This is a genomic window from Nocardioides sp. NPDC087217, assembly GCF_044744805.1.
Lineage (GTDB): Bacteria > Actinomycetota > Actinomycetes > Propionibacteriales > Nocardioidaceae > Nocardioides.
In genome coordinates this window covers 742,883-767,372 of sequence record NZ_JBIUZB010000002.1, presented here as the reverse complement: position 1 = coordinate 767,372, position 24,490 = coordinate 742,883, and the positions used below count along the sequence as shown (strand labels likewise).

The 24,490-nt window shown below is 68.0% G+C and carries 25 protein-coding genes; 13 read left to right on the top strand and 12 right to left on the bottom strand.

Features of this window, described 5'->3' with window-relative positions:
- Nucleotides 1-58 precede the first annotated feature (58 nt).
- From ACIO3S_RS11055 to ACIO3S_RS11035, 5 genes are read right to left on the bottom strand one after another with little or no spacing between them, the layout of a single operon-like run.
- Entirely contained in the window at nucleotides 59-967 is a 909-nt protein-coding gene (locus tag ACIO3S_RS11055; protein WP_400464613.1) for a 5'-3' exonuclease H3TH domain-containing protein, read from the bottom strand.
- Between the two features lie 24 nt (nucleotides 968-991).
- Nucleotides 992-1,804 (bottom strand): ABC transporter permease, encoded by an 813-nt coding sequence (locus tag ACIO3S_RS11050; RefSeq protein WP_400462950.1) that lies wholly within the window; start codon nucleotides 1,802-1,804, stop codon nucleotides 992-994.
- Entirely contained in the window at nucleotides 1,801-2,661 is an 861-nt protein-coding gene (locus ACIO3S_RS11045) for an ABC transporter permease (protein ID WP_400462947.1), read from the bottom strand. The genes ACIO3S_RS11050 and ACIO3S_RS11045 overlap by 4 nt, the downstream gene beginning before the upstream one ends.
- Nucleotides 2,658-3,833: an extracellular solute-binding protein gene (locus tag ACIO3S_RS11040; RefSeq protein ID WP_160023479.1), complete on the bottom strand. Its 1,176-nt coding sequence runs from the start codon at nucleotides 3,831-3,833 to the stop codon at nucleotides 2,658-2,660. The genes ACIO3S_RS11045 and ACIO3S_RS11040 overlap by 4 nt, the downstream gene beginning before the upstream one ends.
- Before the next feature lie 26 nt (nucleotides 3,834-3,859).
- A complete protein-coding gene (locus ACIO3S_RS11035; protein ID WP_400462943.1) occupies nucleotides 3,860-4,930 on the bottom strand; it encodes an ABC transporter ATP-binding protein in 1,071 nt (356 codons plus the stop codon).
- Nucleotides 4,931-5,016: 86 nt separating this feature from the next.
- On the opposite strand from ACIO3S_RS11035, the gene ACIO3S_RS11030 reads away from it, so the two are divergent.
- The 3 genes from ACIO3S_RS11030 (at nucleotide 5,017) to ACIO3S_RS11020 (ending at nucleotide 6,991) form a co-directional block, all read left to right on the top strand.
- Nucleotides 5,017-5,757 carry a FadR/GntR family transcriptional regulator gene (locus ACIO3S_RS11030; RefSeq protein WP_400462940.1) on the top strand — a complete coding sequence of 247 codons (741 nt, stop codon included), beginning with the start codon at nucleotides 5,017-5,019 and terminating at the stop codon, nucleotides 5,755-5,757.
- Entirely contained in the window at nucleotides 5,754-6,455 is a 702-nt protein-coding gene (locus ACIO3S_RS11025; protein WP_400462937.1) for a cache domain-containing protein, read from the top strand. Before ACIO3S_RS11030 ends, ACIO3S_RS11025 begins: the two co-directional genes overlap by 4 nt.
- A 92-nt stretch (nucleotides 6,456-6,547) precedes the next feature.
- Nucleotides 6,548-6,991: an Lrp/AsnC family transcriptional regulator gene (locus tag ACIO3S_RS11020; RefSeq protein ID WP_160028865.1), complete on the top strand. Its 444-nt coding sequence runs from the start codon at nucleotides 6,548-6,550 to the stop codon at nucleotides 6,989-6,991.
- 38 nt (nucleotides 6,992-7,029) lie between these two features.
- On the opposite strand, the gene ACIO3S_RS11015 is transcribed toward ACIO3S_RS11020, so the two are convergent.
- Nucleotides 7,030-8,409: a KamA family radical SAM protein gene (locus tag ACIO3S_RS11015; RefSeq protein WP_400462934.1), complete on the bottom strand. Its 1,380-nt coding sequence runs from the start codon at nucleotides 8,407-8,409 to the stop codon at nucleotides 7,030-7,032.
- A gap of 110 nt (nucleotides 8,410-8,519) precedes the next feature.
- Between ACIO3S_RS11015 and ACIO3S_RS11010 the strand changes: the two genes are divergently transcribed.
- The 6 genes from ACIO3S_RS11010 to ACIO3S_RS10985 all read left to right on the top strand — a co-directional run bounded on the left by ACIO3S_RS11010 (nucleotide 8,520) and on the right by ACIO3S_RS10985 (nucleotide 14,010).
- Nucleotides 8,520-9,566, top strand: coding sequence for an L-erythro-3,5-diaminohexanoate dehydrogenase (locus ACIO3S_RS11010; RefSeq protein ID WP_400462931.1), 1,047 nt, complete (start codon nucleotides 8,520-8,522; stop codon nucleotides 9,564-9,566).
- Entirely contained in the window at nucleotides 9,563-11,119 is a 1,557-nt protein-coding gene (locus ACIO3S_RS11005; RefSeq protein ID WP_400462928.1) for a lysine 5,6-aminomutase subunit alpha, read from the top strand. The genes ACIO3S_RS11010 and ACIO3S_RS11005 overlap by 4 nt, the downstream gene beginning before the upstream one ends.
- Nucleotides 11,116-11,856: an OAM dimerization domain-containing protein gene (locus tag ACIO3S_RS11000; RefSeq protein WP_160023493.1), complete on the top strand. Its 741-nt coding sequence runs from the start codon at nucleotides 11,116-11,118 to the stop codon at nucleotides 11,854-11,856. The genes ACIO3S_RS11005 and ACIO3S_RS11000 overlap by 4 nt, the downstream gene beginning before the upstream one ends.
- A complete protein-coding gene (locus ACIO3S_RS10995; protein ID WP_400462921.1) occupies nucleotides 11,853-12,239 on the top strand; it encodes a hotdog domain-containing protein in 387 nt (128 codons plus the stop codon). The genes ACIO3S_RS11000 and ACIO3S_RS10995 overlap by 4 nt, the downstream gene beginning before the upstream one ends.
- 545 nt (nucleotides 12,240-12,784) lie before the next feature.
- Nucleotides 12,785-13,537 carry a polyprenol monophosphomannose synthase gene (locus ACIO3S_RS10990; RefSeq protein WP_201451318.1) on the top strand — a complete coding sequence of 251 codons (753 nt, stop codon included), beginning with the start codon at nucleotides 12,785-12,787 and terminating at the stop codon, nucleotides 13,535-13,537.
- Nucleotides 13,534-14,010 (top strand): FxsA family protein, encoded by a 477-nt coding sequence (locus ACIO3S_RS10985; RefSeq protein ID WP_400462918.1) that lies wholly within the window; start codon nucleotides 13,534-13,536, stop codon nucleotides 14,008-14,010. The genes ACIO3S_RS10990 and ACIO3S_RS10985 overlap by 4 nt, the downstream gene beginning before the upstream one ends.
- 101 nt (nucleotides 14,011-14,111) lie before the next feature.
- Here ACIO3S_RS10985 and ACIO3S_RS10980 read toward each other — a convergent pair whose 3' ends face one another.
- The 4 genes from ACIO3S_RS10980 to ACIO3S_RS10965 form a co-directional block, all read right to left on the bottom strand.
- Nucleotides 14,112-14,498 carry an RNA polymerase-binding protein RbpA gene (locus ACIO3S_RS10980; protein WP_008359714.1) on the bottom strand — a complete coding sequence of 129 codons (387 nt, stop codon included), beginning with the start codon at nucleotides 14,496-14,498 and terminating at the stop codon, nucleotides 14,112-14,114.
- A 242-nt stretch (nucleotides 14,499-14,740) separates the two neighbouring features.
- Nucleotides 14,741-16,093 carry an MFS transporter gene (locus ACIO3S_RS10975; RefSeq protein ID WP_400462912.1) on the bottom strand — a complete coding sequence of 451 codons (1,353 nt, stop codon included), beginning with the start codon at nucleotides 16,091-16,093 and terminating at the stop codon, nucleotides 14,741-14,743.
- Nucleotides 16,090-16,962 (bottom strand): glycerophosphodiester phosphodiesterase, encoded by an 873-nt coding sequence (locus ACIO3S_RS10970; RefSeq protein WP_400462909.1) that lies wholly within the window; start codon nucleotides 16,960-16,962, stop codon nucleotides 16,090-16,092. Before ACIO3S_RS10970 ends, ACIO3S_RS10975 begins: the two co-directional genes overlap by 4 nt.
- 144 nt (nucleotides 16,963-17,106) lie before the next feature.
- Nucleotides 17,107-18,633, bottom strand: coding sequence for a UDP-N-acetylglucosamine 1-carboxyvinyltransferase (locus ACIO3S_RS10965; protein WP_350844536.1), 1,527 nt, complete (start codon nucleotides 18,631-18,633; stop codon nucleotides 17,107-17,109).
- A 139-nt stretch (nucleotides 18,634-18,772) separates the two neighbouring features.
- On the opposite strand from ACIO3S_RS10965, the gene ACIO3S_RS10960 reads away from it, so the two are divergent.
- Nucleotides 18,773-19,801: a zinc-dependent alcohol dehydrogenase family protein gene (locus ACIO3S_RS10960; protein WP_400462905.1), complete on the top strand. Its 1,029-nt coding sequence runs from the start codon at nucleotides 18,773-18,775 to the stop codon at nucleotides 19,799-19,801.
- Nucleotides 19,802-19,858: 57 nt separating this feature from the next.
- Nucleotides 19,859-20,362, top strand: a complete 504-nt coding sequence (locus ACIO3S_RS10955; protein WP_160023509.1) for a GNAT family N-acetyltransferase — start codon at nucleotides 19,859-19,861, stop codon at nucleotides 20,360-20,362.
- A 142-nt stretch (nucleotides 20,363-20,504) separates the two neighbouring features.
- On the opposite strand, the gene ACIO3S_RS10950 is transcribed toward ACIO3S_RS10955, so the two are convergent.
- Both ACIO3S_RS10950 and ACIO3S_RS10945 read right to left on the bottom strand, forming a co-directional pair.
- Nucleotides 20,505-21,398: a transglycosylase SLT domain-containing protein gene (locus tag ACIO3S_RS10950; protein ID WP_400462901.1), complete on the bottom strand. Its 894-nt coding sequence runs from the start codon at nucleotides 21,396-21,398 to the stop codon at nucleotides 20,505-20,507.
- 25 nt (nucleotides 21,399-21,423) lie between these two features.
- Nucleotides 21,424-22,122, bottom strand: coding sequence for an alpha/beta fold hydrolase (locus ACIO3S_RS10945; protein WP_400462899.1), 699 nt, complete (start codon nucleotides 22,120-22,122; stop codon nucleotides 21,424-21,426).
- A 724-nt stretch (nucleotides 22,123-22,846) separates the two neighbouring features.
- Here ACIO3S_RS10945 and ACIO3S_RS10940 point away from each other — a divergent pair.
- Both ACIO3S_RS10940 and ACIO3S_RS10935 read left to right on the top strand, forming a co-directional pair.
- Nucleotides 22,847-23,869: an LLM class flavin-dependent oxidoreductase gene (locus tag ACIO3S_RS10940; protein WP_400462896.1), complete on the top strand. Its 1,023-nt coding sequence runs from the start codon at nucleotides 22,847-22,849 to the stop codon at nucleotides 23,867-23,869.
- 119 nt (nucleotides 23,870-23,988) lie between these two features.
- Complete coding sequence (locus ACIO3S_RS10935) at nucleotides 23,989-24,486, top strand: DUF4919 domain-containing protein (protein ID WP_160023517.1); 498 nt, start codon at nucleotides 23,989-23,991, stop codon at nucleotides 24,484-24,486.
- Nucleotides 24,487-24,490 lie beyond the last annotated feature (4 nt).

Below are 24,490 nucleotides of genomic sequence, written 5' to 3'. Positions count from 1 at the left end.
TACGCGGCTGATGATGCCGTTTCTACGAACTTTCTGAATCGAGTTGTGGAGACCTGTGTCACACCTGCGCGAGAGCGGCTTCCAGACGGGCGACGGGGGAGGCCAGGTTGTACGTCGCGGCCAGCTCGTGCAGGCGTGCCGGGTCGGCTGGAGCGCTCGGTAGAGCGGTACCAGTGCGGTCCAGCGGGATGTCCCGAGCGACCGCCACGACCTTCGGCGCGACCGCCAGATAGTCGACGGCGTCGATGAACTTCTGCCGCTGCGCCTTGGTGATCGGGGTGGTCGGGTCGGCGACGGCGGCGATGATCCCCTCGAGGTCCCCGTACTGCTCGAGCAGCTTGGCGGCGGTCTTCTCGCCGACGCCCTTCACGCCCGGCAGCCCGTCGGAGGTGTCGCCACGCATGGTGGCGAAGTCTGCGTACTGCGCCGCGCTGATGCCGTACTTGGCGAGCACCCATTTCTCGTCGACCAGATCCGGGTCGCTCACGCCCCGGGTCGGGTAGAGGATGCGTACGCCGGCAGCGTCGTCGACGAGCTGGAAGAGGTCGCGGTCGCCGGTGACGACGTCGACCGGCATCCCCGCACCCGTCGCGAGGGTGCCGATCACGTCGTCGGCCTCGTAGCCGTCGGCGCCGATGACGCAGATCCCGGCAGCGGCGAGCACCTCGCGGATGATCGGCACCTGTACCTGCAGGGGGTCGGGGACCTCCTCGACGTCGGGCGCCGTCTCGAGCTCCTCCACCACCCGGTGCGACTTGTAGGAAGGGATCAGGTCGACCCGCCACTGTGGTCGCCAGTCGTTGTCCCAGCAGCACACCAGGTCGGTGGGGGAGTAGTCGTTGACCAGCCGGGAGATGAACTCCAGCAGGCCACGGACGGCGTTGACCGGAGTGCCGTCCTCGGCTCGGATGTCGGGCACGCCGAAGTAGGCGCGGAAGTAGAGCGACGCGGTGTCCAGCAGGAGCATTCGAGGTTCAGCCACGAGTGAAGCCTAGTGAATCGCCCGCGTCGTGTCGGCCGGGTCGGACGAGAGTCGCTGGGCGAGCCAGATCGGCGCGACCGAGACGACGATCATGACGACCGCCACCACGTTGACGATCGGCGCCTGACCGGGGCGGAACAGGTTGGTCAGGATCCAGACCGGAAGCGTGGTGACGCCGGGGCCTGCGGCGAAGGTCGTCACGATGATCTCGTCGAAGCTGAGCGCGAACGCCAGCAGCCCGCCGGCCAGCAGCGCCGAACGCAGCTGGGGGAGCGTGACCAGCCGGAACGTGGTCCACATCCCCGCCCCCAGGTCGGCGGAGGCCTCCTCGAGGTTGCCGCCCATCCGCCGCAACCGCGCCTGCACGTTGTTGAAGACGGTCACGATGCAGAAGGTCGCGTGGGCCACCACGAGCGTGAAGAACCCCAGGCGTACGCCGAGGATCGAGGAGAACGCGTTGGACAGCGCGATACCGGTGACGATGCCGGGCAGGGCGATCGGGAGCACCACCAGCAGGTTGACGGTGTCCTTCCCGAAGAAGGAGTAGCGCTGCATCGCCAGGCCGAGCAGGGTGCCGAGGAGGAGCGCCATCACGGTCGCGCAGGCGGCCACCGTCAGCGAGGTGAGGATCGCGTCGTGGGCTCCCGGGTTGACCGCCGCCCGCTGCCACCACTGGGTGGTGAAGCCGCTGGGAGGCCAGGTCAGCGCCTGGGAGGTGTTGAACGAGTTCACCACGACCAGGGCGAGCGGTGCGTACAGCATGGCGAGCACCAGGCCGGTGATCACGGCGAGCAGGCGCCGGGTCGATCTCGAGATGGTCATAGGTTCTCCAGAGCTCCGGTGCGGCGTACCAACGCCAGGTAGATCATGATCACGACGATCGGGATCAGCGCGATCGCAGCGGCCAGCGGCAGGTTGGACCCCGAGTTGATGAAGACGAGGTTGCCGAGCATCTGGTTGGCGCCGCCGACGATGTTGACCGTGATGTAGTCGCCCATGGTGAGCGAGAACGAGAAGATCGAGCCCGCAACCAGTCCCGGGACGACCAGCGGCAGCACGACCGTGCGGAACGTCAGCGCGGGCCGGGCGCCGAGATCGCCGGCGGCGTCGAGCAGCGAGTCCGGGACACGTTCATAGGCCGCGTAGACGGGCAAAATGACGTACGGAAGCCAGATGTACGCCTGGGTGAGCACGATCGCGGTGAGGCCGAATCCCGGGGTGCCGAGACCGACCAGGCCGCCGGCCCAGTCCAGCAGCCCGCCGTTGGACAGCAGCGAGCGCCAGGCGAGCGCCTTGACGAGGTAGGACGCCCACAGCGGCGTCAGGAACGCGATGACCAGCAGGTGACGTGAGCGCCGCGAGGCGACCTTGGCCATGTAGAAGCCGACCGGCAGCGCGATCACGCAGTCGATGAGCGTCACCAGGAGCGCCACACCGATGGTGCGCAGCGTGACGGTCCGGTAGAGCGCCTGACCGGTGATCTCACGGATGTTGTCGAGGGTGAAGGTGCGCTCGAGCTCGTTGGTGAAGGAGTCGATCGTCCAGAAGGCCGTCACCAGCAGCGCGGCGAGGGCGACGACGTAGACGAGCACCAGCCAGGTGAGGGGTGCGGCCAGCAGGAGGCCGAGGCGGAACCCCGGCCTCCTGCTGAGCGTGCTGCTGACAGAGCTCAAGGTCACCCCTTGATCTCTGCCCAGGCCTTGGTCCAGTCCTGGTAGTCGGTGCACTTCACGTCGGTCCGGCCGTCCAGGCACTTCTCGATCGGCGTGTTCCAGAACCAGATCTTCTCGGCGTACTCCTCATCGCCGGCGTGGAAGGTCTCGCAGTGGCCCTCGGAGGCGAACTCGCAGGCCTTGTCCGAGTTGGGCGCCTCGCCGAAGTACTCCGTCGCCTGGGCGTTGATCTCCGGGTCGGAGATGTGGTTGAGCCAGGCGTAGGCGCAGTTGGGAGACTTCGCGTTCGAGGAGATCATCCAGGTGTCGTTCCACCCGGTCGCGCCCTCGGAGGGGAGGATCGCCTCGACCGAGGCCTTCTTCGGGTCGATCAGGTTGGCGATCACCTGCCAGGTGGTGCCGACCACGGTGTCGCCGGTCTCGAAGGACGCCTGCGTCTTGGTGTAGTCCGACCAGTACTCACCGACGGAGGCCCGCTGCGACTTGAGCAGGTCGACGGCCGCGGCGAGCTGCTTCTCGTCGAGCGAGTAGGGGTTCTCGATGCCCAGGTCGGGCTGGTGCGCCATCAGGTAGACCGCGGCGTCGGCGATGTAGATCGGCGAGTCGTACGCGGTGACCTGGCCCTTGTGCTTCGGCGCGTCCTCGAAGACCGCCTTCCAGGAGGTCGGGGCCGGGGTGACGTCCTTGGTGTTGTACATCAGCAGGTTCGCGCCGTAGCCGTGCGGGATGCCGTAGTTCTTGTCGTCCACGGTGTTCCACTCGCGGTCCTTGAGGAAGTCGTAGATGCCCTCGTAGTTGGGGATCAGGTCGGTGTTCACCTCAGCCGCCTCGCCCGCCGCGATCATGCGCAGGGTCAGGTCGCCGGAGGCGGCCACGACGTCGTACTCACCCGACTTGGCCAGGTTGAAGGCCTCGTCCGAGGTGCCGTAGACCTTCGCGGTGACCTGACAGCCGGTCTCCTCCTCGAAGCCGGAGACCCAGTCGACCTCGGGGTCGGTCGAGCCGTCCTCGACGTAGCCGGGCCAGGCCAGGATCGAGACCTCGCCCTCGTTCTCGCCGAGCTTCTCGACCGCTCCGGTCGAGGAGTCGCCGTCGTCGCCTCCACAGGCGCTCAGCGTGATCAGGGACAGGGCCGCGAGGGCGCCCCCGATGGTGTGTCTGGTTCGGATGTTTCGCATGGTCAACCTCTCTGGTGTTCTCTGGCTCATCGGTGTTGCACGGCACGGGACGAATCGGTGCCCAGGGGGACCAGGTCGCCCGGCGACCAGGAGGCGACCACGCGGTCGCCCCGAGACTCTGGTTCGGAGGCATCCGGGTGCAGCGAGCCACGGCTCTGCTCGAGGGCGACCAGCCTGGTGCCGTCCTCGAGCTCGATGTGGACCCGGTGCCCGGTGCCGATGTAGATGGACTCGGTGATCACGCCGGCTGCGGTCATCGCGCCGAGCGGGGCGCTCGCGGTCTCCGGGGACAGCAGGATCTTCTCGGGCCGCAGCGCGAAGGCGCCGTCCATCTTCAGCATGCGCTTCGACGCCTGCTCGTCGAAGACGTTGGAGGTGCCGACGAAGTCGGCGACGTACTGCGAGGTGGGCCGCTCGTAGATCTCCTTCGGCGTGCCCAGCTGCACGATCTGGCCGCTGTCGAAGACCGCGATCCGGTCGCTGAGGGTGAGTGCCTCCTCCTGGTCGTGGGTGACGAAGACGAAGGTGATCCCCAGCTCGCGCTGGATCTGCTTGAGCTCGACCTGCATCTGCTCGCGGAGCTTGAGGTCGAGCGCACCGAGCGGCTCGTCGAGGAGGAGCACCCGGGGACGTACGACGATGGCGCGAGCCAACGCCACCCGCTGCCGCTGCCCGCCGGAGAGCTCGGTCGGCCTCCGGTTCGCGACGTGGCCGAGGCGGACCATCTCCAGCGCCTCGCGTGCCCGGGCGCTGCGCTCGGCCTTCGGTACGCCACGCACGCGCAGGCCGTACGCCACGTTCTCGAGCACATTGAAGTGCGGGAAGAGCGCGTAGTCCTGGAAGACGGTGGTGACGTCGCGGTCGAAGGGCGCCAGGGCGGTGACGTCCTCGCTGCCGAGGCGGATCGTGCCGGAGTCGGCGTGCTCGAAGCCTGCGATCAGGCGCAGCACCGTCGTCTTCCCGGAGCCGGAAGGCCCGAGCATCGAGAAGAACTCACCATCGCCGATGGTCAGGTCGAGGGCGTCGACAGCCATCACGTCGCCGTACGCCTTGGTCACAGCTTCGAGCTGGATCTGCGGAGATTCGGTCGGTCCCATTGCTGAATCATATGGAACCAGATCTTAGATTTTAAAGGGTATCTGCGTAAGTTCTTTGTAAACCCACTCGAAGGAGGAGCCCGATCGTGGCCAACGCTCGTGCGATGACCTCGCGCGCTCGGTCGGCGATCTTCGCGCCGATCGGCGACGAAGGCAGAGCCGTACGTGTCGAGAACCGACTGGCGGAGGCGATCCGCTCCGGCGTGCTCGCCGACGGCGACCGGCTCCCGAGCGAGCAGGAGCTCGCCCAGATGCTGGGCGTGGCGACGGTGACCGCCCGGGAGGCGCTGGTGTCACTGCGGGCACAGGGCCTGGTCGTGACGACCCGAGGCCGCGGCGGCGGCTCGTTCGTGCGCGCTCCCGATCCCGGCGACGTCGTGAAGGGGCGGCTCGCCACGATGTCGCGGGTGGAGCTGCGCGACCGGGCGAGTCTCTATCAGGTCGTGCTGACCGGCTGTGCGGAGCTCGCGGCCGAACGAGCGGCCCCTGACGAGGTCGAGGACCTCCAGGACCTGCTGATCCCGATGGACGAGGACGACGTCGGCCGGTGGCGCGACGCGGAGAGCGAGCTCTATCTCTCCGTGGCGGCGCTGACCCAGTCGGCGCGGCTCACCCGGGAGGTGGTGCGACAGGAGGCCGACTTCGGTACGTTGCTGCGAGTGCCGCTGAGCGAGTCGGACTTCCGTCAGGCATCCGCCGCGCGGCACCGGGCGCTCGTCGCCGCGCTGGAGACGGGCGATGTCGCCGCGGCGCGGGGGAGCGTACGCGACCACGTGACCCACGCCGTTGAACGTCTGACCGAGATCCATGAGGTGGTACGACCGTGAACACCGATGTGTCGGCCGACTGTGCCGTCCGGATCGAACAGCATTTCGGTTCCATCCTCATCGAGCTCGAGCGGGTGCGCGCCGAGGTCGGCGCGCTCTTCGCGGCGGGACCGGTCACCTCGGACGAGCTGATCGCGCAGGTCGAGACGGGGACGCTGGCGTTCCTCGAGGACCCGATCCTGCTGGGTGGCGGGTTCGTCGTCGCGCCGGACGCGCTCGTCGACCGGCGGCTCTACCTGGCCTGGTGGCAGGGTGCCGGCCGCGACTTCCTCGGGGACGCAGTGGTGCCGGCGACGGGCGAGGTCCTCGACTACACCCGCCAGCCGTGGTTCCGGATCCCGGCGCGCACCGGAGCGCTGCACCTCGCCGGGCCCTATGTCGACTTCGTCTGCACCGACGAGTACGTCATGACCGCGACGCTGCCGGTCCACGCAGGCGGGCGGATGGTCGGTGTCGCCGGCGCCGACACCTCGGTCGAGACGCTGGAGCGGATGCTGCTGCCCGGCCTGCGCGAGGTCGGTGCCACGCTGGTCAGCTCGCACGGCCGGGTCGTCGTCTCCGCCGACCCGCACCTGGCCACCGGCGAGGTCATGAACGCCGTCCGCGACGAGGCCGTCGACGGGCGGTTGCTGTCGGTCGTCCAGCCTTCTGCGGACGGTCGCGGCGAGCTGAAGACGCTCGCCGGCTGGCCCTGCTGAAGCCGGAAATCTTTCGACATCAACTACTTTTTTGGACGTTGCGGCGGAGATATTGCTGTTATGGGTACGCTGTCGCCGTGACTGCACCTGAGATCGAGGCCACCGACCGTAAAATCCTCCAGCTTCTTGCGGAGGACGGCCGGATGTCCTACACGGACCTGGGCAAGGCGACCGGCCTGTCGACCTCGGCGGTGCACCAGCGCGTCAAGCGGCTCGAGCAGCGTGGTCTCATCACCGGCTACGGCGCCACCGTCAACTACGCCGCGATCGGGGTGCCGCTGACCGCGTTCGTCGCGGTGCAGCCGATGGACCCCTCACAGCCCGACGACTGCCCCGAGCGCGTCGCCGACCTCCACGAGGTCGAGGCCTGCTGGTCCATCGCAGGCGTCGAGTCCTACATGCTCAAGGTGCGCGTCGCCACGCCCGAGGCGCTCGAGGAGCTGCTCGGCCGGATCCGATCGGTGGCCAACGTGTCCACGCGCACCACGATCGCGATGTACACCTACTACGAGAACCGCCCCACCATGACGCACTGAGACCCGGCGCCCAGCGCCGGGTCCCAGTCACGCTCGGGTCACTCTGCGTGCGTACGCCACCACTCCTGGCCCGACTCGGGCAGGGTGTGGATCGGGTCGTAGTACTCGTACGTCCTGGTCAGCGCCTCGGGGTCCGAGGCCTCGATCGAGGTGCGGTAGTTCTTGGTCCAGTAGGAGATGCCGCGCTCGGTGTCGTAGTCGGCGATCTGGTGGACCCACCGCTTGCCGACGAAAGGTACGTCGCACACGATGCGCGGGGTGGCGAACCCGGGCAGGTAGCCCATGATGTCGTGCTGCAGCCGCTGCGCCTCGGCGACCGAGACCCGCCAGTGCTCGCTGAAGGGGATCATGTCGCACATGTAGAAGTAATAGGGCATGATCTGCGCGCCGTCGAGCAGACGGAAGCTCAGGTCGAGCAGGCTGTGGCTGTCGGCGTTGACGCCGGCCAGCAGCACTCCCTGGTTGCGTACGTCGCGAACCCCGGCCGCCAGCAGCGCCTTGGACGCTTCGGCGACCAGCGGAGTCACCGAGTTGGCGTGGTTGGCGTGGGTGTGGATCGCCAGCGAGACGCCGCGCTCCCGGGCGATGGTGGTCACCCGGTTCATCCCCTCCAGGAGCGGCTCCTGGAGCCAGTGCTGGGGGAGACCGATCAGGCCCTTGGTGGCCAGTCGGATGTCGCGGATGTTGTCGATCGCCATCAGCTTGGTGAGGAAGTCCTCCAGCCGCGGCCAGGGCAGGTTGGCGACGTCGCCGCCGGAGACGACCACGTCGCGCACCTGCGGGGTGTTACGGAGGTATTCCAGCATCGCCTCGTGGCGGTCGACCGGCTTGCCGGTGAGCTTGAGCTTGTCGATGACCGGGGTCGAGTTGCCGACCAGGTCCATCCGGGTGCAGTGACCGCAGTACTGCGGGCAGGTGGAGAGCAACTCGGCGAGCACCTTGGTCGGGTAGCGGTGGGTCAGACCCTCGGCGACCCACATGTCGTGCTCGTGCAGCGAGTCACGGCTCGCCTGCGGGTGTGACGGCCAGTCGGTGCGGCGGTCGGAGAAGACCGGGATCATGTAGTGCCGGATCGGGTCCGCGTAGAACGCCGCGGTGAACTCTTCGCCGGCCGACGCGCCAGACGGCACCATCGTATTGACCATCTGCGGCGGCACCAGCATCGACATCGTCGCCCGCTCGGCCATGTCACGCTCGAGGTCGGCGTAGAACCGCTCGTCGAGAAGATCGCCCATCAGCGCGCGGAGCTGGCGGATGTTCTTGATGCAGTTGACGCGCTGCCACTGCACGTCGCGCCACTGCTCCTCGGTGATGTCGGCCCAGCCTGGGAACCGGGTCCAGTCGGGTTCGACCAGCTCTACGCGCTGGTAGGCGTAGGGCTGTCCGTCTCGGGTCGTAGGCTCGATGGTTGCCGTCATGCCCTCCACCATAGCGGGAGATCCTGCGGCATCTGCAACCATCGGCCGCAATTCTTCCCGCAACCGCTGGTAGGGTCCGCCGTGAGATGGACGCAAGGAGGCGTACGACGATGACCACTTCTGACCCGACAGGCCTGCACCGGGTGCTCGACGAGCCGGTGGGCGGCTCGTTGCCGCTGCCCCAGGCCGCCCGCAGACTCGACACTCGCAAGACGTTGTGGCCCGACGAGGTGCGGATCCGGGTGGAGCGTCTGAACCTCGACGCCGCCTCGTTCCGGCAGCTCGAGTCCGCACACGACGGCGACGGAGAGGCCGTACGCCGCGAGGTGCTCGACATCGTCGCCGAGCGCGGCAAGATGCAGAACCCGGTGACCGGGTCGGGCGGCATGCTCGTCGGTGTCGTCGAGGAGGTCGGCCCCGAGTCACCGCTGGGGCTGAAGGTCGGAGACCGGGTCGCGACCCTGGTGTCGCTGACCCTGACGCCGTTGGTGATCGAGGACGGGCTCGCCGGCTGGGGCGGTGACTCCGAGCAGGTGCCCTGCGAGGGCTACGCCATCCTCTTCGGCCGCTCGATCGCAGCCGTCCTGCCCGACGACCTCAGCCCCGAGCTCGCACTGTCGGTGATGGACGTGTGCGGCGCACCGGCGCTGACCCGGCGGGTCGTCTCGGAGCGCTACGCAGGCGGGGTCGTCGCGGTGATCGGTGGCGGCGGCAAGTCCGGATCGCTGTCGTTGGCCGCGGCCCGCGACGCGGGGGCCGGCCATCTGATCGGCATCGTCCCGACCGAGGCCGAGGCCGAGCGGCTTCGCGACGCCGGCCTGGCCGACGAGGTCGTGATCGCCGACGCCCGCAACCCGGTCGCGCTGCGTGACGCGGTCACCAAGGCCGGCGGACCAGCCGACGTCACCGTCGTCTGCGTCGACGTACCCGGCTGCGAGGGCGGAGCCATCCTCGCCACCGCCGACCGCGGCACCGTCATCTTCTTCTCGATGGCCACCTCCTTCTCCGCCGCCGCGCTCGGCGCCGAGGGACTCGCCGCCGACGTCACCATGCTGGTCGGCAACGGCTACGTCCCCGGGCACGCCGCCTACGCCCTGGATCTTCTCCGCGCCAATGCCGGGGTCCGGGCACTGTTCGAAGGAAGACTGGAACTGTGAGACTCGAACTGGACCCACGCACGATCGCCCAGGCCCGCGCGCTCGCGGCGAAGGTCGGCGACCCGATCGTCGAGATGGCCAAGAAGCACACCACGGTCGCCGTCGAGCGAGCGACGCTGCGCCTGGCCGGGCTCGCCGGAGCCGACCCGGACGGCACCCCATGGGTGAACCACCTGGTCGACGCGGTGCGCGCCGACATCGGGCTGGAGCACGGCGTCTCGCTGCCGGTGTGGCAGGCGCTCAGCGCCTACGACAACGATCTGGCCCGCCTCGCCGAGGAGGCCGCCGCCGGACAGGTGACCTTCCATCTGCCCGAGGGCGCCGAGGCCGAGCTGGCCGCGAAGCACGCCCGCGAGGCGGTCGGGGTCGGCATCGCCCGCCTGGACGCCAGCCGGGTGGCCCGTGAGCGGATGATCGCCGAGATCGGCGACGCACCCCGCAAGCCGTGGATCTACCTGATCGTCGCGACCGGCGACATCTACGAGGACATCCCGCAGGCGCAGGCAGCCGCGCGCGAGGGCGCCGACATCATCGCGGTGATCCGCTCGACCGGCCAGTCGCTCCTCGACTACGTGCCCGAGGGCGCCACCCGGGAAGGGTTCGCCGGGACGTACGCGACCCAGGAGAACTTCCGGCTGATGCGGGCCGCGCTCGACGAGACGAGCCGTGAGCTCGGCCGCTACGTGCGGCTCACCAACTACGCGAGCGGTCTCTGCATGCCCGAGATCGCCGCGCTGGCGGGCATGGAGCGTCTCGACATGATGCTCAACGACTCGATGTACGGGATCCTGTTCCGCGACATCAACCCGGTGCGTACGTTCGTCGACCAGCGGCTCTCGCGCCAGATCCACGCACGGGCGGGGATCATCATCAACACCGGCGAGGACAACTACCTCACCACCGCCGACGCGGTCGAGGCGGCGCACACGGTGACCACCTCGCAGCTGCTCAACGAGTACTTCGCCAAGGAAGCCGGTCTCGAGGACTGGCAGCTGGGCCTGGGCCACGCCTTCGAGATCAATCCGGATGTACCGGACTCGTTCCGTCTCGAGCTCGCGCACGCGCTGCTGGCGAAGACGATCTTCCCCGACGCCCCGCTGAAGTGGATGCCGCCGACCCGGCACATGACCGGCGACATCTTCAAGGGCTACCTGCTCGACGGGTTCTTCAACCTGGCGGGCGCGATGACCGACCAGGGCATCCTGCTGGTCGGGATGATGACCGAAGCCGTGGTGACGCCGTGGCTCTCCGACCGCGACCTGGCCCTGCAGAACGTCCGGTACGTCATGGAGTCGGCCGGCAAGCTCGGCGAAGACTTCCACCCGGCCCCCGACGGCTTCATCGCCAACCGGGCGCGCGAGGTCCTGGGGGAGTCGATCGACCTGCTCGGGAAGATCATCGACGAGCCCAACGGGCTGCTGGACGCGATCGCGGACGGCACCTTCGGACTGATGAAGCGCCCCGCCGACGCCGGCAAAGGCCTCGAGGGCGTAGCCGAGAAGTCCTCGGCGTACTACAACCCGGCGAGCACCATCCTGGAGGGTGAGGAATGACCATCATCAGGCCGTACGGCGACACCACCGGGGACGGGATGGTGCAGCTCTCCTTCACGTTGCCGATCAAGCACTCGAAGGTCGCCGACGGGGCAGCGCTGCAGCTCGCCAACAAGATGGGCATGGAGCCGGCGATGGTCGTCCACTCCAAGCCGATGGGCGACGACTTCACCTTCTTCGTCGTCTACGGACAGGTGAACCATCTCGTCGACACCGACAAGGTGCAGGTCGTCGAGCGTGACTTCCCGCTGCTGACGCCCAAGGAGGCCAATGCGGTGATCAAGGAGACGCTGCGGCGGCCGATGGTCGTCGTCGGTGCCTGCATCGGCACCGACGCCCACACCGTCGGGATCGACGCGATCCTCAACATCAAGGGGTTCGCGGGGGAGAAGGGGCTGGAGTACTACAAGGAGATCGAGGTCGTGAACCTCGGCGCCCAGGTCTCGGTGCCCTCCCTGGTCGAGGCCGCCGTCACCCGGCGCGCCGACGCCGTGCTCGTCTCCCAGGTCGTCACCCAGCGCGACGCGCACCTGCTCAACACCCGCGAGATGTCGGCGGCGTTCCGTGAGGCCTACCCTGCGGGGGAGCGGCCGCTCCTGGTCGCCGGCGGTCCGCGGTTCGACGAGTCGATGACCGCCGAGCTCGGCGTCGACCGCATCTTCGGCCGCGGCACCACTCCCGCCGAGGTCGCCTCCTACCTCGTCCACCGCACCACCTCGAAGGAGCCCGCGGCATGAGCAGTCCCGAGATCGGCACCAAGGTCGTCCACCGCCGCTACGTGCCCTACTCCCACGCCCACTACGCCGGGAACCTGGTCGACGGCGCCTACAGCCTGGGCCTGTTCGGCGACGTCGCGACCGAGATGTGCATCCTCACCGACAGCGACGAAGGTCTCTTCGCCTCCTACGACGACGTGCAGTTCAAGGCACCCGTGCGTGCCGGCGACGTCCTGGAGATCACCTGCGAGCTGATCAAGGCCGGGACCCGGTCCCGGGTGATGGAGTTCGCCGTGTACGTCGTGGCCCGCGGAGCCGCGACCGAGGCCCGTCCCGGGGCCGCTGAGATCCTGGGGGTGCCGCTCCTGGCCACCTCCGCGCGCGGTACTGTCGTCGTTCCGTGAGCGCCGTAACGCGTACGCGCAGGCGACACGCCGACGTTCCTCGATAATTCCTCACTTTCTCGCGCTCCACAGGCTGTGGTTGACCTGCGGAAACATATGTTTCCGCAGGTCAGAGCCGTGTTGACTTCTGCGGAGCCAGCGGGTGATGGTGGCAACGTTCGCCCATGCAGAGTTGCGGTCGGCGGACCGGCGCTCGACGAATCGGGTCGGGGGGTGTCGAGCCAGGCATGCCTTCGACGCGTTTTCGTGGGCGCGGTCAACGGCCGCGAGGGCAACGCGGGAGGGCCAAGGCGCCCTTAGACAACGATCGTCCCCCTGTCGCCAGCAGGGATCGGAACGGCCCGAAGAACGTCTTGCTCCTCCCGCGCTCTGTCTCTGATCGCCTCGCCATCGCACCGTCCCGATCGATCTGTCCCGCTCGATCGGGGATCTTGGGATCAACCGGTGGGCGGATATCCTGTGATCTCCACCCCCATTCCTTGACAAGGCCGGCGTACGTGACGAATGAGCAGCTTCCACCCTGGACCGAGATCGGCCGGGCGGTCATGGTCATCCCGACCTACAACGAGGCGGACAACCTCGCCTGGATCGTCGGGCGGCTACGCAAGGCGCAGCCACGCGTCGACGTGCTGATCGTCGACGACGGCTCGCCCGACGGCACCGGCACGATCGCCAACGAGCTGGCCGACAACGACGAGCAGATCCACGTGCTGCACCGCACCGAGAAGGCCGGGCTGGGGGCTGCGTACCTGCACGGCTTCGGCTGGGCCCTCGAGCAGGGATACGACGTCGTGGGGGAGATGGACGCCGACGGCTCGCACCAGCCTGAGGAGCTCCACCTGCTGCTCGAGGCGCTCACCTCCGCCGACCTCGTGATCGGTGCCCGCTGGATCCGCGGCGGCTCGGTGGTGAACTGGCCGCTGTCGCGACGCGTGCTGTCGGTGGGCGGCAACTTCTACGTCCGGCTCCTGCTCGGCATCGGCGTCCACGACGCCACCGCGGGCTACCGCCTCTTCCGGCGTACGACGCTGGAGAAGCTGCAGCTGAACAGCGTCGAGTCGACCGGCTATGTCTTCCAGACCGAGATGGTGACGCGTACGCTGCGTGCCGGCCTGACCGTCAAGGAGGTCCCGATCCAGTTCATCGAGCGGGTCCGGGGCGAGTCGAAGATGAGCCCCGCGGTGGCCGCCGAGTCGATGCGCCGGGTGACCCGCTGGGGCCTGGCCGAACGCCGCGACCAACTGCTCCGCCTGCTGCGCCGATTCGGGCTGGACCGTTTCGTGGGAGGCCGTCGATGACGACGCGTCGCCGCCGGTTCTCCTGGGTGCTGGTGCTGCTGTTCCTGGTGATGCCGCTGGCCGAGCTGTTCGTGCTCATCCAGGTCGGCCAGGTCATCGGCGTGTGGTGGACGATCCTGCTACTGGTCGCCGACTCGATCTTCGGTGCCTGGCTGATGCGCCGCGAGGGCTCCCGAGCCTGGTCGGCGCTGTCCACGGCGCTCTCCTCGGGCAAGCTCCCGTCCAACGAGATCGCCGACGGCGCGCTGATCCTGCTCGGTGGCGCGCTGATGCTCAGCCCCGGATTCGTGACCGACATCTTCGGCATCGTGCTGATCCTGCCGTTCACCCGGCCGTTCTTCCGCCGCATCCTGGCCAAGGTCGTGCAGAGGCGCCTGGTCACCGCGACCATGCCCTCCACGTTCGGCGCCGGAACCAGGCCGCGCAACGACGACATCGTCACCGGCGAGGTCATCGACAAGGACGCCTCCTAGCGCGGAGGCGTCACCTACGTCGGCCGAGACGTCACAAAAAGCGAATCGAGTGGTCACCGAAGTGACCACTCGATTCGCGTACGTGACGTCTCGGCGTCAGATCAAGCGTTGGCCTTCTTCTTCCCCGGTCCCTTGCGGTGCAGGTGAGCCGGGCCGATCTCGCCACCACGAAGCAGGTCGAGGCGCTCCTTGAGGATGTCCTCGAGCTCCTTCTCCGAGCGCCGCTCCAGGAGCATGTCCCAGTGCGTACGCGCCGGCTTCTCGGCCTTCTCCTCCGGCTTGGCGCCGGAGAGGTTGAGAGCTTCCATGCCGCAGCGCGGGCACTCCCAGATGGCCGGAACCTCGGCCTCGTCCGACATCGTGATCTCGAAGTCGTGACCCTGCGGGCAGCGGTATGCCACCTGCTGACGACCCGCGAACTCGATCCCGCGTTCGTCCTCAAAACTTTGTCCGCCCAGTCGGGCGCCGCGCAACGTGCGCTCGGCCATGAAGCACCTCCTGAGTCGATCGTCCCCCGTTGAATGAGCTGAAGAGCGAAGCGGTCTGCGGACTCATGACGCAGGCCGGTCAGGCCTCTTCACATCGTCAACGGTACAGAGGAGGTGATGATTCCGTGAATTGTCGAGATCCTCGCCGTGTTGTTCGACACAGGACCCGCCTGACCTGCGGATCTCTCTGAGAAAGTCCTGAGCGGCCGATGTCCCGAACCCGCCAGCCGCCCGGCGCTGTGTTAGACCCGCTCGGGCGCCCGGTTGCCCGCCTGCTCGATGCCCTTCGCGGTGTTCACCATCGCGAGCAGCCCGCCGCCGAGGACGAAGAAGGCGATCAGGGCCAGGATCGCGGGGCGGTAGGAGTCGGTGAGCTGGTAGACGAGTCCGAAGACCAGGGTGCCGAGCCAGGAGGTGCCGCGGTCCATCGCGTGGTAGAGGCTGAAGTACTCCGCCTCCTTGCCGGCCGGGATGAACAGCGAGAAGTAGGACCGGGCCAGCGCCTGGGTGCCGCCCATGACCAGACCGATCCCGACCGCGACGACCAGAAGCGGCAGCAGGGTCTGCTCCGGCACGAAGTAGGCCGCCACGACGATGACCATCCAGCCGACCAGGCCGCCGAGGATCACCCGCTTGGCGCCGAAGCTCTTGGCCAGCCGGCCGAAGAAGACGGCCCCACCGACCGCCACGAACTGCACCAGCAGATAGATGCCGAGCATCGTGCCGGTCTCGAACCCGAGCTCCTCGACCCCGTAGATCGACGCCGAGCTGATCACCGTCTGGATGCCGTCGTTGAAGAAGAGGTACGCCAGCAGGAAGGTCAGCGCTACCGGATACTGCGGCAGCTCCCGGAGCGTCACAAACAGCTGACCGAAGGAGCGCGCCACGACACCACCGGAGACGTCCTCGACGTCGGCGGGCTCACGTCGGCGGATCCGGCGCCACGGGATGATGATGAACCCCGCCCACCACAGCCCCGCCGAGAGCATCGAGATCCGCACCGCCAGCGCCGTGCCGAGCCCGAGCGGGTCGGCGAAGGTGACGAGCAGGAAGTTGATCGCGAGCAGCAGCCCGCCACCGGCGTACCCGTAGGCCCAGCCGATCGAGGAGACCCGGTCGCGCTCCTCCTCGGTCGAGATCAGCGGCAGGATCGAGTCGCTGACCACCACCGCCGCGCCGGCGCACAGGTTGGCGATGATGAACATGATCGATCCGAACCACCAGTTGTCCCCGGTCATGAAGAACAACAGCGCAGCGCAGAGCGCGCCGGCCCAGGCGAATCCGGCCATCAGGTCCGGCTTGCGCGAGGTGCGGTCGGCGATCGCGCCGACCAGCGGGTAGATGATCGCCGAAAGGATCGTCGAGAACGTGATGACGAACGACGGCAGCGCGCCGGGCGCGATCGAGAGCCCGAGCACGTCGATCCGGTTGTCGACGGCGGCTGCCTTCGCGATCTCGATCAGGTAGGGCGCGAACAGCACGCCGGCCACCGTCGTCTGGAAGGCGGAGACGGCCCAGTCGGTGAAGAACCAGCCCTTCTGCTCCCGCGCCCGCTCGACCGGCGTGAAGTCTCCGATCCCGGCTGATGTGGTCACTTCTCGGGCTCCTCGTCTTGATCCTTGTCGAACCCGGCAGCGGACTCGATCTCGTCGACGGGCTCGACCCGAGACGGCACAGCCTCCCACAGCCCACGTTCCTCCAGGAACGCTTTCAGTACGTCGGTGCGATCGGTCATCAGTCCGTCGACATCGCGCTTGAGCAACCGCTCCATCTCGGCCGGGTCGTCGACGGTCCAGACATGGACCTCCTTGCCCGCCTTGTGGGCGCGGCGGACGAGACCACGAGACGCCACCCGGATCGACAGCGGCCCGCGAAGGCGCTGGTGATGAGGGATCTGGAAGGCGTCGAACCGCGAGCCGACGAGCCTCTTGGCGATCCCGGTGGTCGGCGCCAGCAGGTAGGCCAGCACCTCGCGTGGATGCGCCGAGGTCCGCACCCGCCCCTCGGTCAGCCGGCGGAACGCCGTCAGCCTCCGGACCGAGAACGAGCCGACAATGACCTTGTCCTCGTGGTCGGTCGCGGCGAGCAGCTCGGCCACCGCGCCGACAGCGCCGTCGGACTTGAGGTCGATGTTGAAGGTGACCTCGGGGAACGCCTCGAAGAGCTCTGCCAGCGTCGGCACCCCGTGCAGGCCGCCGATCCGGGCGGCCTGCACCTCGGCGTACGTCATCTCCGCGATCAGCCCGCGGACGTCGGTCACCCGGTCGAGCGCCTCGTCGTGGAAGGCGAGCAGGACACCGTCGCGGGTGACGTGCACATCGGTCTCGAGATGGGTGTAGCCGAGCTCCACCGCATGCCGGAACGCCTCCATGGTGTTCTCCATCCCGACCAGGTCGGGATGGAGCGCTCCGCCACGGTGCGCATAGGCGCGTATGCGTCGTTGCTGCTCCCTCACGGGGAGCATCTAACCACCCGTGAGTCCCGGAACACATGAGCCCGCGAACTCAGATGTCGCCACAACCCAGCAAGCACGTCGAGTCGGCGCGTCCTGACCGAAAATCCCGTCGAGTCGGCGCGTCATGACGCGCCGACTCGACGGGATCGTTGCTCAGATGTCGCGGAAGGCGGTGATGTTCGCGCCGAGTTGGTTGAGCCGCTCGGCGAGGTCCTCGTAGCCGCGGGCGATGACGTAGGTCGAGCGGAGCACCGAGGTGCCCTTCGAGGCGAGCATCGCGAGCAGCACGACGACGGCGGGACGCAGCGCCGGCGGGCAGACGATCTCGGTGCCGGAGAAGTGGGTCGGCCCCTCGATCATCACCCGGTGCGGGTCCATGAGCGTGACGTTGCCGCCGAGCTTGTTGAGCTCGGTCAGGTAGATCGCCCGGTTCTCGTAGACCCAGTCGTGCAGCAGCGTCTGACCCTGCGCCACCGCGGCGATCGCGGCGAAGAACGGCAGGTTGTCGATGTTGAGACCGGGGAAGGGGAGCGGGTGGATCTTGTCCAGCGGGGCGTGCAGCACCGAGTGCTTGGTGTTGATGTCGACCAAGCGGGTCTTGCCGTTGAGCGCCAGGTACTCCTCGGAGAGGGTGTAGTTGAAGCCCATCTCCTCCAGCGTCGCCAGCTCGATCTCCATGAACTCGATCGGGACACGCTTGATGGTGATCTCGGAGTCGGTCACGATCGCGGCGGTCAGCAGCGACATCGCCTCGATCGGATCCTCGCTCGGCGCGTAGTCGACATCGACGTCGATGACCTCGCGGCCGGTGACGCGCAGCGTAGTGGTGCCGATGCCCTCGACCTCGACGCCCAGCTTCTGCAGGTAGAAGCAGAGGTCCTGGACCATGTAGTTGGACGACGCGTTGCGGATCGTGGTGGTGCCCGGGTGCAGCGCGGCAGCCATCAGGGCGTTCTCGGTGACGGTGTCGCCACGCTCGGTCAGCACGATCGGGCGGCCCGGCTGGATCTCCCGGTTGACGCTCGCGTGGTAGGCGCCGTCGGTCGCCTTGACCTCGAGGCCGAAGGGGCGCAGGGCCGACATGTGCGGCTCGACGGTCCGGGTGCCGAGGTTGCAGCCGCCGGCGTAGGGCAGCTCGAAGGTGTCCAGGCGGTGCAGCAGCGGTCCGAGGAACATGATCACCGAGCGCGTACGGCGCGCGGCGGCCTCGTCCACGGCGTCCAGGCGCAGCTCCTTCGGCGGCACGATCTCGAGGTCGTTGTCGTCATTGAGCCAGCGGGTCTGCACACCGATCGAGTTGAGCACCTCGATGATCCGGTTGACCTCTTCGATGCGCGCGACCTTGCGCAGCGTCGTACGGCCCCGGTTGAGGAGCGAGCCGACCAGGAGGGCGACCCCGGCGTTCTTCGAGGTCTTGACCGTGATCTCACCCGACAGCGTGGTCGGACCGGTGACGCGCAGGTGCGTCGGCCCCGCCCCGATGTCGACCAGGGAGGAGTCGAGAGCGGCACCGACCCGGGCGATCATCTCCAGGGACAGGTTCTGTTGTCCCTGCTCGATGCGGTTGATCGCACTCTGGCTGGTGTTGAGGAGGTCAGCGAGCTGTGCCTGGGTCAAACCCTTGTGCTTGCGCGCATCGCGAATCAGGTTCCCGATACGACCTTTGTATCCGTCGGTCATGGTGCACCACCGTAACTCATATATGAGATAAGCCTGGATTCCCCGCGAAGTGTCGGCGTTTCGTTTCAGGGCTGTTGCCTGGCTCGTGGAACGGCCACCGTGTGCAACATCTCTTTACGCCGGGTGACAGGATGCCACCATGCGCGCGACGACTATCCATGGGGTGGGCGACATCCGCTTCACCCAGGTACCCGATCCTGCCCTGACGAAGCCCACCGACGCCATAGTCAAGGTGGTGGGCTCCTGCATCTGCGGCTCCGATCTGTGGAACTACCGCGGCTCCAACGGCGACATCGAGGAGCCCCGCACCATCGGCCACGAATGCATCGGCGTGATCGAGGAGGTCGGTGCCGACGTACGCGACTTCACAGTCGGCGACTTCGTGATCGTCCCCTTCGACCACTGTGACAACACCTGCCCGCACTGCCTGGCCGGAGTCCAGTCTGTCTGCGAGAACCTCGGGTTCACGGTCAGCGGACAGAGCGAGTACGCCCTGGTCAACCAGGCCGACGGCTCGCTGGTCAAGCTCGACGAGACGCCGGACCCGTCGATGTACCCCGACCTGCTGGCGCTCACCGACGTGATGGCCACCGGCTGGCACGCCGCGGTCATGTCAGGCCTCGGCAACGGAGCCCAGGGTGGCACCGCGGTCGTGGTCGGCGACGGCGCGGTCGGTCTGTGCGGCGTGCTGGCTGCCGCTCAGCTCGGCGCCGAGCGGGTCGTGGCGATGTCGCGCCACGAGGCCCGCCAGGAGATCGCCAAGAAGTTCGGCGCCACCGACATCGTCGCCGCCCGCGGCAAGGAGGGCGAGGCGGCCGTACGCGAGCTCACCGGCGGCGTCGGCGCCGACTACGTCCTGGAGTGCGTGGGCACCGACCAGTCCTTCAAGACGGCCTCCAACGTCGCCCGCCCGGGTGCGACCGTCGGGTTCGTCGGCGTCCCGCACGACGTCAACCTTCCGGTCAACGCGCTCTTCCGCACCAACGTCGGCCTCAAGGGCGGGATGGCGCCGGTACGCCGCTACCTCCCCGACCTCCTGCGCCTGACGCTGGAGGGCACGATCAACCCCGGTCTGGTCTTCGACAAGGCACTGCCGTTCGCGGAGGCCGCCGAGGGCTACCGCCTCATGGACGAGCGCCTCGCGACCAAGGTCCAGCTCACCTACTGATCCACGCGGATCCCGGGCGGGGGATCGGCCGAGCGCCTCATCTGAGAGACTCGGCCGATGCCCCGCACCGACACCATGCGCCTGCGCCCGCTGTCACCGGGCGACGAACACGTCTTCGCCGACTGGGCACACGACGAGGAGTTCCGGGTGGCCAACGGCTGGCCGGAGCGCGACCGCGACGGTCACCTCCGCCACTGGCGCCGACTGATCGATGCCCCGCCGCCCGAGCTCATCAGGCTCGCGGTCGAGCTCGACGAGGAGGTCGTCGGCTACGCCGATCTCCACGGCCTGGCCCCCGACACGCGCGAGCTCGGTATCGCCATCGGGCCCAGCTCGCGGTGGGGCCATGGTCTGGGCCAGCGTGCCATCAAGACCGCGCTCACCTACGGCTTCTCCGTCCTCGACCTGACCCGGATCTGGGCCGAGACCCACGAGACCAACACCCGGGCCAAGAAGCTCTTCGGCGCGACCGGCTTCATCGAGACCGGCCGCCACGGCTCCGACACCTACCGCGGCGAGGACGTCGGCCTCGTCCAGTACGCCGTCGAGCGCCCCTATTAGCACCTGCCGAGGCGTCAGGTACGTCGGTCGACACGTCAGCTGCGTTGGCCGAGACGTCACGCAGGACGGTCGACGCGTCAGGCGCTGACGCTTCGCCCGACGTACCTGACGTCTCGAACGACCGGGGTGACGTCTCGGCAGGTCAGTCGGCGATGCGTACAGGCTTCTTCTGGGGGTAGCCCTCGGGGAGGAGCATGGTGCCGTCCTGGTGGCGGTAGAGCACCTGCCAGTGCCAGTAGAGGTCGTACGCAGCGGGGGACCGCTTCATCTGCTCGGCGTAGGCGCTGACGGCCGCCACGTAGCGGTCGGAGTGGTTGTAGGACCACAGCGCGCCGGCCATGTCGCCGGGAGCGCCGTTGTTGGCGAGCATGCGGCCGGCGGCCATGATCGCGTCGGCTGGGTCGTTGATGTCGCCGCCGGCACCGTACTGGGCGAAGGTCGAGGGCAGGAACTGCATCGGGCCCTGGGCGCCCGCGGTGCTGGTGCCGCGGATGCGGCCCATCCGGGTCTCGACCAGGTGGACGGCGGCGAGGTACTCCCACGGTGTTCCGGTCTGCTGCTGCGCCTTGCGGTAGAGCGGGCGCAGCTCGTCCGGCGTCGGCGGCGTCAGGATCTTCCAGTCCGGGAGCTCGGGCTGGGGATCGGTCATCACCATGAGCTCGCGCGCCGCGGCGATGTCCGACTGGAGCTGGGCGCGGTCGGCGCGGCCGAGCGCGCCCAGGACCTCCTCGGCCTTGGCCTTCGACCCACGGGCGAGGTCGCGGGCGGTCGTCTGCTCGAACAGCGCGCCCTCGCGGACGTCCTCGGCTCCGGGCTCTCCAGCGGCGACCGTCGCCATCGCCTGGGTGAGGCGGTCTGCCAGTGGCACCGACGCATCGTCCAGAGGGACCGTCGTCGGCGAGGGAACGGGGCTCGAGGACGGTCCCTGCGGCGACGCCGACGGGCTGCCGGCCGGATCCGAGGACGGCTCACCGCCACAGCCGGCGACGAGCGCCAGGGCTGTGACGGTGGCCAGGGCAGCGAGCCGAGTGCGCACGCGATCGACGCTACCCGACGGCCGACTACGCGCCGCTGCGACCGCCGCTCTGCCCGATGATGGCCGCGAGCTCGGCCGGCTTGCTCAGCTGCGGCCAGTGCCCTGTGGGCAGGTCGACGAAGGTCGCGTCCTTGTGCTTCGGGATGGCAGCGACCGACTCGGTGCCCTCAGCGATCCACCCCTTCAGATCGGCAGCGGTGTATTCGGGACAGACGAACACCGCCGGGACCGAGTAGCGACGCTCGTCGCCGAGCTCGAACGGCTCGGAGGTCAGGTTGGCGGGGGAGGGCCGCAGCAGCGCCTCGAAGGTGGCGCGGTCCAGGTCGCGTACGTCGGCCTCGTCGAACTCCTCCCACGGCACCGGCCGCAGGTCGGCGCCGTCGGTGGGGAAGTTCTTGGCCGGGATCATGCCCGGCTCGGCCGGCCAGCCGCCGACGTAGACCACGGCGGCGACCTTGTCGACGCGTGCATCAAGGGCGGCGCCGGCCACTGCGCAGCCCATCGAGTGTCCGACGAGGATCACCGGCGCAGCCGACTCGTCGATGGCGGCCACCACGGCGGCGACCTGGTCGGCGACGTGCACGTCGGACCGGTCGGTCTCGGCCGACTCGAGGCCGGGCAGGGTGAGCGGCCGGGGAGTGTGACCGGCTTCGGTCAGATGGGGGACGACGAGGTCCCAGGAGGAGGCGTCCAGCCAGAGGCCGGGTACGAGAACGATGTCCATGGAACGATCCTCTGCCTGATTGCGGACGATCTGCTTCCGCCACCAGAAATCTTTCGAACAAAAGAACGGTGACCACCGCGACTGCGGTGGTCACCGTTTCTGGGCGCCCGAGACAGCTGACGCCAGGTCGTTCAGCGAGCGCCGGCGACCTCCAGTAGCTCCGCGACCTCGTGGGCGCGGCAGTCGCAGTCGGAGTCGCACGGCAAGAAGCGGTGACGAGCGTGACCGCAGTCGCGGCACGGCATGTCGTGAGAAAGCGTGAAGCTCTGCACCTCAACGGTGTCCCACATAATTAATTCATCCCCCAGAGAATGTTGGTCGGTCTTTATCGGTGAAACTGCATCGGTGAAGCTGCCTGATATGTAACACGATAATCCGCGACTTCGGAAGAGCTCGGACAACACGCCGAGACATTGTTTTCCCTGGTCAGTCGACCGATATGATTATTCGGTCGACCGATAGATAAACTCATAAGGGACTGCTGTTGATGCCGTGTGGACGTCTGCTTTACCCGGCGCGCGAAGGCGCTCTTGCGTGTTGATGGAATGAGAGCAGAACGCAGAACTGCAGGTCACCGCCGACAACCTGGTGTCAGTTCGGAGCCGATTCCGGAGTGCAGAACAGTCAGAGGCGAAGGTCCCAGCCACCCTGCCTGACCCGAGCCGGGCAGCGTCTGCGGCCGCTCCGAGGGAATCTCGAGGGACTGTTGAGAGTTCTACTAGTCGTGAAGAACATCGGATTCTTGTCTTTCGGCCACTGGACACCGTCGCCCTACTCGCAGACGCAGTCGGCACGGGACGCGCTGATCCAGGGGATCGAGCTCGCGGTCGCCGCCGAGGAGCTGGGAATCGACGGTGCGTACTTCCGGGTCCACCACTTCGCCCGCCAGTACGCCTCGCCCTTCCCGCTGCTCTCCGCGGTCGGCGCCCGCACCTCGAAGATCGAGATCGGCACCGGTGTCATCGACATGCGCTACGAGAACCCGCTCTACATGGCCGAGGACTCAGCGGCCGCCGACCTCATCTCCGGTGAGCGCCTGCAGCTCGGGATCAGCCGCGGCTCACCCGAGCAGGTCATCGAGGGGTGGCGCTACTTCGGCTACGACCCCGGCGAGAATGCCTCCGAGGCCGACATGGCCCGGGCTCACACCGAGACGTACCTCAAGATCATCGAGGGGGCGCAGTTCGCCGAGCCCAATCCGCGGCCGATGTTCCCCAACCCGCCGGGCAAGCTCCGCGTCGAGCCCTACTCCGAGACGCTGCGCGACCGGATCTGGTGGGGTTCGAGCTCGCTGGCGACCGCACGCTGGGCCGCGGGGCTCGGGATGAACCTGCAGAGCTCGACCCTCAAGAACGACGAGAACGGCAAACCGTTCCACATCCAGCAGCGCGAGCAGATCGAGGCCTACCGCGAAGCGTGGAAGGAGGCCGGCCACGAGCGTGAGCCGCGCGTCTCGGTCTCGCGCTCGATCTTCGCTCTCGTCAACGATGAGGACCGGCGCTACTTCGGGCTCGACCGGCAGACCAAGGACCAGATCGGCAACATCGATGACCAGACCCGCGCGATCTTCGGGCGTTCGTACGCCGCCGAGCCCGACGTCCTGGTCGAGGAGCTCGCCGAGGACGAGGCGATCCAGGCCGCGGACACGCTGCTGCTCACGGTGCCGAACCAGCTCGGCGTCGACTACAACGCACATGCCCTGGAGAGCATCCTGACCCACGTCGCCCCTGATCTGGGCTGGCGGTAGAAACCTGCGGGCCGCACAACTTCCGAGTCACAAAAGGGCGCATAATCGTTGTCAACCGCCCCACGTGGCCGCACCATTGGCTACCGTGCACGGCGACCGTTATTCAAGGGGGACCCCTGTTGGCTACGTACGCTGAGCTGCTTGACGTCTATCTTCGCGATCCGGGCCCGGAGTCGCTGAGAGCCCTACGTGAGGCGATCCTGGAAGCTCCGAACTTCCGGCCCGATCTCGAGATCACCGAGATGATCGCCCCGATGATGTCGGTCGGCGACTACGCCGGCGCGATCGCTGCCGTCCACGGGCTGATGCCCGGCGCGATCTTCAGCCCGTCGGCCCACGCGGCCCTCGCCGACGCCCAGCGCGGCCTCGGCAACCTCGAGCAGGCCCAACGCGAGTCGATCCTGGCCCAGTCAGCACTCGACAGCATCATCAGCACCGGAGAGGGCACCGAGTCCGAGCCGTGGTCGGTGCTGCGGACCAGCGACGCCTACGACGTGGTGCTGGCCTCGGGCAAGACGCCGCGTTCACAGGTCGCGGTCGGCAAGCTCGACCGGATCGTGTGCACCGACTCGACGGTCTGGTTCTTCGACACCAGCAACGACTTCGCCAGGGCCTGACCGC